Below are 9,012 nucleotides of genomic sequence, written 5' to 3'. Positions count from 1 at the left end.
CCATATTTTTCTCTGATTACACGTTAATATAAAACTAATTATTCTAATTTGTCAAAAAACAGGAGGATATTAAGATGAACTATTTTATTGCTTTAATGAAAACCACTGACCCCGCAAAGGACGAAGCTATCCGTAAAGAGCATATTGATTATCTTAATGATTTAATTGAAAAGGGAAAAATTATTGCAAAAGGGCCGTTTACTGACCATACAGGTGGTTTAATTATTTTCCGTGCGGAATCTTTGGTGGAGGCTCAGCAGCTCGCTGACAATGATCCAGCAGCGATTGAAAAGACACGTGAATTTATATTAAAAGAGTGGAAAAGTAACCTAAATGTATAAAAAAAGGAGTGCGGACTAGAGCCGGCACTCCTTTTTCAGCTTATTTTTTAACTATTAATTCCTTCGCTTTTTCAATCGCAGTCATGATTTGTTTAAAGCCAGTTCCGCCAGCACTATTACGCCTCTTCACAGCTGTTACAGGATCTAATACTTCATAAATATCATTTTCAAATAATGGATGTGCTTCTACAAATTCTTCTAATGATAAATCGGCAAGAAAACAGCCTTTATTCACACATGTTAACACTAGCTTTCCTACAATTTCATGAGCTTCTCTGAAAGGAATCCCTTTGCTTGATAAATAATCAGCTAGCTCCGTTGCATTTGAAAAATCAGTTTTCGTTGCCTTTTCCATTTGATCGGTATTGACTGTCATCGTACGGATCATGCCGGCAAAAATTTTAAGGGAGCCTGTTACTGTCTTAACAGTATCGAACATGCCTTCCTTATCCTCTTGCATATCCTTATTGTAAGCAAGCGGGAGTCCTTTTAACACTGTTAATAGCCCCATTAAATTCCCATAAACCCGTCCTGTTTTACCGCGGATTAACTCAGCCATATCCGGATTTTTCTTTTGCGGCATAATGCTGCTTCCAGTTGCAAAGCTATCATCAAGCTCAATAAACTTGAATTCTTGGCTGGACCAAAGAATAAATTCCTCGCTTAATCTAGATAAGTGCATCATAAAAATCGAGCTGCCAGATAAAAACTCTAGAATGAAATCACGGTCACTTACAGCATCAAGGCTATTCTCGTAAATTCCTTCAAATCCCAGCAATTCTGCACTTAGATGACGATCAATTGGGAAGGTTGTTCCCGCAAGCGCTCCAGCACCAAGCGGGGACAAGTTAATTCTTTTGACACTTTCAGTGAAACGTTCTTTATCACGCTCAAGCATCCAGAAATAAGCCATTAAATGGTGAGCAAATGAGATTGGCTGGGCACGCTGAAGATGTGTATAGCCTGGCATGACCGTTTCAACATTTGCTTCTGCTTGCTCTAATAATGCTTGCTGCATTTCCTCAATTAACTCAATAATCACTTGAACCTGATTGCGTAAATATAAGTGCATGTCGGTAGCAACCTGATCATTACGGCTGCGTGCAGTATGAAGTTTTCCGCCAACAGGACCTACAAGCTCTGTTAAATAGCTTTCCAGATTTAAATGGATATCTTCAAGCTTCACTGAATAAGCTAATTCATCGTTTGCTGCTTTTTCCTTTAATTGCTCAAGGCCACTTTTAATCTTGGCTGCTTCTTCTTCAGAAATGATTCCGCATTTAGCAAGCATGGTGACATGAGCGATGCTACCCTCAATATCTTCCATAACTAGTTCCTGGTCAAAGGAAATCGATGCGCCAAATTCGTCTACCCATTCCTCAGCTGATTTTGTGAAACGGCCGCCCCATAGTTTTTTCACACGTTCACCTTCTTGTTTTGCTGGACAATGCTTTGAACCTTTGTTGGTAATCCCCAAAGCTTAATAAAACCAACTGCTGCATTATGATCAAATTCATCATCAGATGTATAAGTAGCAAGCTTTTCATCGTATAAAGAATATGGAGATTTTCTTCCTTCAACAATTGCGTGTCCTTTAAATAACTTTACACGAACTGTACCAGTTACAAACTTTTGAGTTTCTTCTAAGAAAGCTGCTAATGCTTTTCTTAATGGTGAGAACCATAAGCCTTCATAGATAAGCTCTGCGATTTTCTTTTCGATATTTGGTTTAAAATGAGCTACTTCTTTAACAAGTGTTAAATCTTCGAGCTCTTTATGTGCTTTAATTAATGTCATTGCGCCTGGGCACTCATACACTTCACGAGATTTAATTCCTACTAAACGGTTTTCAACGTGGTCGATACGGCCAACACCATGTTTTCCTGCAAGGGAGTTTAACTCTAAGATAAGCTCAGCTAATGGATATTGTTTCCCGTTCAAGCTAACAGGAACACCCTGTTCAAATCCGATTTCTACAATATCTGGTGTATCAGGTGCATTTTCAAGATTAGAAGTTAATTCATAAGCTTCTTCAGGCGGTGCTGCCCAAGGATCTTCTAAAATTCCGCACTCATTGCTTCTTCCCCATAAGTTTTGGTCGATTGAGAATGGAGAATCTAGATTAATAGGAATTGGAATATTCTTTTGCTTAGCATATTCAATCTCTTCCTCACGTGACCATTTCCACTCACGAACTGGCGCTAATACTTCTAATTCTGGATTTAATGCATGAATAGCTACCTCGAAACGAACCTGGTCATTTCCTTTACCAGTACATCCGTGTGCCACTGCAACTGCTCCTTCTTTTTCAGCCACTTCTACTAGCTTTTTCGCGATAAGTGGACGAGAAAGTGCAGATACTAGCGGATAAACACCTTCATATAATGCATGAGCTTGAAGAGCCATTAATGCATATTCATTCGCAAACTCTTCTTTAGCATCAATTACATATGATTCTACAGCACCAACTGTTAAAGCTTTTTCCTGGATGAAGCTTAAATCCTTGCCTTCACCAACATCTAAACAGCAAGCAACAACTGCATATCCTTGCTCCTCTAACCACTTGATTGCTACTGAAGTATCTAATCCGCCTGAATAGGCAAGAACAACTTTTGGATTTGACATGTTGTAATTCCTCCTAATATTTATCGAATATTTATTCATATTTTGTAATGTTTATTCATTTATAATGTATTATATTATCATAATTTTGATCAAAATCAATACTTTTTTCAAAAAAATGTATAAAAATAGATTCATGTTTTTAAAAATAAAGAAGAAGCAGAATCTGAGGAATTCTGCTTCTTCGGTCTATTTATTCATTGCTTCATAAACAGCTGTAACAATACTTCCATATTGACTTATATCAAATGTGTCTCCATAAAATCTGTTTGAATCGACCATTGGATCAATAACTGGAGAATGCTTTTTATTTGTTAATAACGCAATAGCTAAATTATTTTCTCTGTCAATCACTGTTATCGTCCCAGTCCACCCAGTATGACCAATTACTTGATGATTAGCATACTCGCTGAACATCCATTTCATGCTATCATTCGAATTTATTCTCCACCCTAAACCATATGTAGGATTCATCTCAGATGGTTGAACAAATAGATCAATCGTTTCTTTATCAAAAAGTTTTACTTTCCCATACCCACCATCATTCAGCATGACTTGGAGCAATACAGCTAGATCTCCGGTTGTGGAAAATAAGCCTGCGTGCCCAGAAACACCGCCCATAGAATAGAAAGACTTCTCATCGTGGACTTCACCTTGTAATGTATAAGTTCTTATATTAGGAAACGAAATGACGCCATCACGTGTATTTCCCATTAACTCAGTGGCAGCAAAATCCTTTTCTTTAAAACCTTTACTAAGGGGGTTGAACATTGTTGATTTTAGCCCTAAAGGTTTATAAATATGCGTTTCAACGTATTGGTCTAATGGCAATCCTGTTACTTTTTCGATGATAAATCCAAGAAGCATATAATCTATATCACTATAGACCACAGTGGTGCCTGGCACATTTTGAAGAGGAGTTTTTAAGATCATTTCCAAGGTTGTCGAACGATCCTGGGAGTATAATTCCCCCGCTCTTACTGGATTATGGTAATGAACACTTGATGGAAAACCGGCCGTATGATGGAGGAGATCGATAATCCGAAGATGATCTTTTCCTTTAATTTTATCTGATGGGTGATCTTTGAAGGATGGGAAGTAGTGCTGAATAGTCTCGTTTAAATCGATTTTCCCTTCACTAACTAAATGCTGCAGCGCATAGTTGACAGAATACATTTTTGTATTGGAAGCCAAATCAAACATCGTATCCACTTTCATTTTTTGAGGATGCTTTAATAGGTCGTGTCCTTCATATTTTTTCGCATAGCCATAGGCTGTATTTTTAACTATTTTTCCGTCTTTAATGACTACTAGTGCAGCTCCCGGGAATCCGTTATTTATCTCCTGTTCAATTAACTGATCCACTTGTCGCAGTTTTTGAGATGAAAATCCCGCCTCCTCTGGCTTCCCAGCTTTCTTTAAGGTTGGATACTTAACTTTCTCCTCCTTAGTAGGATTGCTGAGCATATTTTGATTGGATAAGGCTATTTCTGCTTGACTTGTTACAGTGGCGTGGCCAATTGAGCTCCATGGCATTATGATGCCTAAAGCCAAAATAATGATAATGAATCTGATCAAATAGTTTTTCATTCTTTTCCTCCCCAATTACAGAATATTCTAAAACTATTTTAATCTTATCCAGCATAAATGGGCTTGTAAATGCCTTAGTTAATAAATAGGTCATTTTCCCCTCAATTGAACTCTTATAAGAGCTTAGCAGGAATTCAACGTAGTTCTTTCGTTACTGTTAAGGTATTCCCATTTAAAGGTTAACTTATTAAAATGCTGCAAAAGGGAATAATCCGTGGAACGCAAGAACTGAATATAGTAGAATGTAAGCATTACAGACTTGGAGGATTAATAAATGGTGGAGTATTTTTCACACAATGAACGGCTTGGTATCTCCATTCCTTCCTTCGATCAGGAATGGGACCTTTACTCAGATAAGATAAAGCAGCATATTTTATATCGATGGGAGATTACCAGGGGAAGAATTCCTGATCGAATCGCTGAACTTGAGGAATTAATTAATATAAAGCAGGCACAGCTTAATGATGAGGAAAATTTCATTAAATCTTGTGAGCTGAACAGCGAGATTTCTGAGCTCGCCTCCGTCATTAACGATCTGTGGCTTTGGTATAGGACTCATCAGGATATTTCTGAAAAAGCTCATTTATAAATAAAAAGAAGAAATCCATATAATGTTAATCAAGTGGATTTCTTCTTTCTTTATTTTACAAATCCTTTTTTAATTCCCTAACCACATGCCCAATCTCAGGTAAAATCAGTTTATTCATCGCTAAGCGCACTGCACCTGAAGAGCCTGGTGTTGAAAATACAGCCTTATTTTTCACAACACCAGCAACGGCTCTCGAAAGAATGGCAGCAGATCCAATATCTTCTTGATAGCTAAGCATTCTAAATAGTTCACCAAAGCCGATAATTTCTTTATCGAATAATTCCTTGACGGTTTCAATCGTTATATCACGGAGGGCGATGCCAGTTCCTCCATTCGTAAGCACGACATCAATTTCTGGATCTTCGCAACCCTTTAGAACCTCCGTCCGAAGCTCAACTGCATCATCTATCACGATTACATAGTCCTTTACAATATGGCCTTCCTCTTGTAATCGTTCAATCATTAGCTTCCCGCTTTTATCGGTTACTTTATCACGAGTATCACTAACAGTGATCACTTTACAGGTGACCTGCTTTGGTGCTTCCATCTTATGTTCTATTGTACTCAAGAGGCGTCTTCCCCTTTCTTATACAAGTATCGATATTGATAATATTTGTGAGCAAACTCGGTTACTTTTCGTGTAAGCTGATAATTTATCCCAGCACCAATAGCCATACTAATTAACGGAATTCCTTGGATAAATTTATTTCGAAACATGTATATCGCTACACCTTTTAATAACTGTTTCACAGGCTGTTCCATCCAGGAGACATCTGCAATTTCCTCTTTCCCCTCATAGAAATAAAAATCCTGTTCATTTTGCAATTCACTAATTAATTCTTCCCAAGCCCTCATTTGCATGCGCGAAGGAAGGGTGGCAGCATGAAAAACTTTAAGAGAACTCATCATTTCATAAGGGGTATTTACCTCTATTCCATATGTCATCGCAATGAGCTGAACAACTCTTAAATTGATGACAGCCATTGCGGGAATATCTGCACCAAGCATAAGTGAACTTCCTGTTCCAGCTAAGCCTCCCTGTGCAAAGGAATAAAGCCGGTGACGGGCAATTTGCTGCTCGGCTATGTATTGAAGCTGATCAATCGTTAATAATTGTAGGTCTACTACGCTTTCGATTTGTACATTAAATACTCTGCCTGCCTGTAGGATCCTTTCTTTAGCATCTAGTTGAAGCTGTGATCCTTGTATTAAGGCGTGAAGATGAAACATCCAATTATCCAATGCACTAAAAACTTGCTGCTGAATATTTTCCGGAAGTAAATGAAAGGATTTCTCCATGTATTTTTCATAAGTTAATTCAAAATCATTTGATTCGTAGCTGTAAAGTTTGTTTTCCCACTCTTGAATTTCGGACCAGACCTTTTGTTCCCGTTCGGTCAAAGCCATGCTGTTTTCCTCCATTCAAAATACTTTTTTTATTAGTATAGCATAACTTAAGTGGGAAATTCTTCTACTTATATATGAGCAAGTCTTACAACATCCCTCGCAATCATCACTTCCTCGTTCGTTGGAATGACTAGCACTTTAACTGGTGAATGAGGATAGTTGATAAAAGCTTCCTCTCCTCGTACTTTATTAAGTGAAGGATCCCAGTAAACTCCCATAAATTCTAAACCATGAAGAATTCGTTTACGAATGACGTCACTATTTTCACCAATACCAGCTGTGAAGATAATCGCATCAACACCAGACATACGTGCCGCATAAGAACCAATGTATTTATGAATTTTATTTGCAAACACTTCCAGTGCTAATTTCGCTCTGTCATTTCCCTCTGCAGCTTCCATTTCAATATCACGAATGTCACTTGAGAACCCGGATAATGCTAGCATTCCGCTCTTTTTGTTTAGAACATCCAGCACTTCGTCTGCTGATTTATTCGTTTTTTCCATAATGAATGGAATTAATGCAGGATCGATATTTCCAGAACGGGTTCCCATTGTTACCCCAGCTAACGGAGTGAACCCCATAGAAGTATCAATCGACTTCCCGCCTTGAATGGCCGCAATACTAGCTCCATTCCCAAGATGGCATGAAATTAAACGCAGCTGGTTAAGAGAGCGTCCAAGCATGCTGGCGGCCCGCTGTGATACATACTTATGAGAGGTACCATGGAAGCCATATTTTCTAATTCCATATTTTTTATAATATTCATAGGGAAGACTGTAAAGGAAAGAGTTCTCTGGCATTGTCTGGTGAAAAGCTGTATCAAACACCGCCACTGCCGGCACCTTTGGCAGCACTTGCTTAAATGCATTTATCCCAGCAATATTAGCCGGATTATGGAGAGGGGCTAGCTCTGAATATTCTTCAATTCTCGTCTGAACCTCATCCGTTATTATCGCAGAATCAGAAAACTCTTCTCCACCATGTGCGACTCGGTGGCCAATGCCCTCAATTTCATTTAATGAATGGATAATTTTTAATGCTGTTAATTTATTTAGCAGAAGAGCAACAGCTGCATCATGATCAGGAATTATAGCTGTTTCTTTAATTTTTTTGCCATTTGCAAATATATTAAATACCCCTGTACTCTGTCCAATTCTCTCTATTAAACCCTTTGTGATAACTTCTTCACTCGGCATATCAAACAACTGAAATTTCAATGAGGAACTACCAGCATTTATCGCTATAATTTTCGCCATCTTTCAACCGCTCCTTTATATTGGCTCTTATAGGTCTCCCTTATTTTGCACTATAGATGCTATTAATATCTCTTAATTTCCATTTAAAACTAACATGAAGAAAGAAGCCGGAGGAAAATCGGCTTCTTTCTTATTTATTTTCCTTATACCATCCATCGATTTTTAGCAGTATTTTCTCGACCTCATTCGTCTTAGACAAGCTAGGGAGATTAGCAAGGAGCACTTGCTTTGGCGGCTTCACACCTTCTCCTTTTTTCTGAAGAATAAAGATACTTTTGGCTGCTTTTTCATTTTTGAAGAGAGAGAGAGGCAACTGCAAAAGACATTGTATGTTTGCATTCTTCTTTATAAAATCGTGAAGCTTGGGTGCCTGTTCGCTTTCAAATAGACCATTTGGAACGATGAAAAATAAATAGCCGCCTTCTTTCACATGGCGAATGCTCTGCTCAATGAACAGGTGATGTGCATATGTATGGCCTTGATCGGCTTTTATTTCATAGTCTGCCGCTCTCACGTCATTCGGATAATATCCAACAGGCAAATCACTTACAACAGCATCTGCCTCTTCAATAAACAATGGCTCCAAACTATCTTGATTAAAAAGACGTAGTGGGTGCTGCTGTAGATTTGCGTTTACATAACTAAGCCTAATTAAAATATCATCAATTTCAATCCCAGTCGCATGGACAGTTTTGTTTTGCTGCTGATTGATGACTGTTGTTAAAAGGTTTCCAGTTCCAACTGCAGGATCCAGTAAACGGTACTCATTTTTTTGTACAAACTTATTAACGAGATAGCCTATGAGCAGTCCAACAGCATCGGGTGTCATCTGGTGATTGGGCTGTATCATTTCGTTCATCCCTTTAAGAATCACGAGCTGAAAGGACTTCCGGATCTCTTCCTTTGTAAAGTTGTCCATTTGAATCGATTCATAACTTTTTTCTACCCTTTTAGCCGTTAATTCACTTAGCTCTTCCTGTATGATACTTCCATGAAACAAATTTTCTCCTGTTTCAGCTAATGCTTCTAAATATGTACAAGACAGTTCTTCTTTAATTATCATTGCTGTTTCATTAAAAACAGTAAACAATTCCTCAACCGGAGTCGTTCTATTCATTATAAATCCTCCCGATTCTTTCTCTGTCCTATTTTACAGACCTTTTTGCAGATTAACAAGATTCAAGCAAAGTAATGCAAAAGCGCC

The 9,012-nt window shown here is 38.1% G+C and carries 9 protein-coding genes; 2 read left to right on the top strand and 7 right to left on the bottom strand.

What is annotated here, in order from left to right:
• Positions 1–74: 74 nt before the first annotated feature.
• Positions 75–341, top strand: a complete 267-nt coding sequence (locus V7149_RS15370; RefSeq protein WP_335346487.1) for a YciI family protein — start codon at positions 75–77, stop codon at positions 339–341.
• A gap of 40 nt (positions 342–381) precedes the next feature.
• On the opposite strand, the gene argH is transcribed toward V7149_RS15370, so the two are convergent.
• The 3 genes from argH to pbp4b all read right to left on the bottom strand — a co-directional run bounded on the left by argH (position 382) and on the right by pbp4b (position 4,430).
• Positions 382–1,761, bottom strand: coding sequence for an argininosuccinate lyase (argH, locus tag V7149_RS15365; protein WP_335346486.1), 1,380 nt, complete (start codon positions 1,759–1,761; stop codon positions 382–384).
• Positions 1,758–2,966 (bottom strand): argininosuccinate synthase, encoded by a 1,209-nt coding sequence (locus V7149_RS15360; RefSeq protein ID WP_335346485.1) that lies wholly within the window; start codon positions 2,964–2,966, stop codon positions 1,758–1,760. The genes argH and V7149_RS15360 overlap by 4 nt, the downstream gene beginning before the upstream one ends.
• A gap of 186 nt (positions 2,967–3,152) precedes the next feature.
• Complete coding sequence (gene pbp4b, locus V7149_RS15355; protein ID WP_335346488.1) at positions 3,153–4,430, bottom strand: penicillin binding protein PBP4B; 1,278 nt, start codon at positions 4,428–4,430, stop codon at positions 3,153–3,155.
• A gap of 397 nt (positions 4,431–4,827) precedes the next feature.
• Between pbp4b and V7149_RS15350 the strand changes: the two genes are divergently transcribed.
• Positions 4,828–5,142, top strand: a complete 315-nt coding sequence (locus V7149_RS15350) for a hypothetical protein (RefSeq protein ID WP_335346484.1) — start codon at positions 4,828–4,830, stop codon at positions 5,140–5,142.
• A 55-nt stretch (positions 5,143–5,197) separates the two neighbouring features.
• On the opposite strand, the gene V7149_RS15345 is transcribed toward V7149_RS15350, so the two are convergent.
• The 4 genes from V7149_RS15345 to V7149_RS15330 all read right to left on the bottom strand — a co-directional run bounded on the left by V7149_RS15345 (position 5,198) and on the right by V7149_RS15330 (position 8,925).
• The gene (locus V7149_RS15345) at positions 5,198–5,710 is read right to left on the bottom strand and encodes a MogA/MoaB family molybdenum cofactor biosynthesis protein (protein ID WP_335346483.1); all 513 of its coding nucleotides are present in this window, start codon (positions 5,708–5,710) and stop codon (positions 5,198–5,200) included.
• Positions 5,707–6,549: an EcsC family protein gene (locus V7149_RS15340; protein ID WP_335346482.1), complete on the bottom strand. Its 843-nt coding sequence runs from the start codon at positions 6,547–6,549 to the stop codon at positions 5,707–5,709. Before V7149_RS15340 ends, V7149_RS15345 begins: the two co-directional genes overlap by 4 nt.
• A 68-nt stretch (positions 6,550–6,617) precedes the next feature.
• Positions 6,618–7,808: an acetate kinase gene (locus V7149_RS15335; RefSeq protein WP_335346481.1), complete on the bottom strand. Its 1,191-nt coding sequence runs from the start codon at positions 7,806–7,808 to the stop codon at positions 6,618–6,620.
• Between the two features lie 130 nt (positions 7,809–7,938).
• Positions 7,939–8,925: a class I SAM-dependent methyltransferase gene (locus V7149_RS15330; protein ID WP_335346480.1), complete on the bottom strand. Its 987-nt coding sequence runs from the start codon at positions 8,923–8,925 to the stop codon at positions 7,939–7,941.
• Between the last annotated feature and the right edge of the window lie 87 nt (positions 8,926–9,012).

It is taken from the genome of Bacillus sp. JJ1503, assembly GCF_036965125.1.
Taxonomy (GTDB): Bacteria; Bacillota; Bacilli; order Bacillales; family Cytobacillaceae; genus Cytobacillus.
This window is presented reverse-complemented; position numbering and strand designations above follow the sequence as displayed.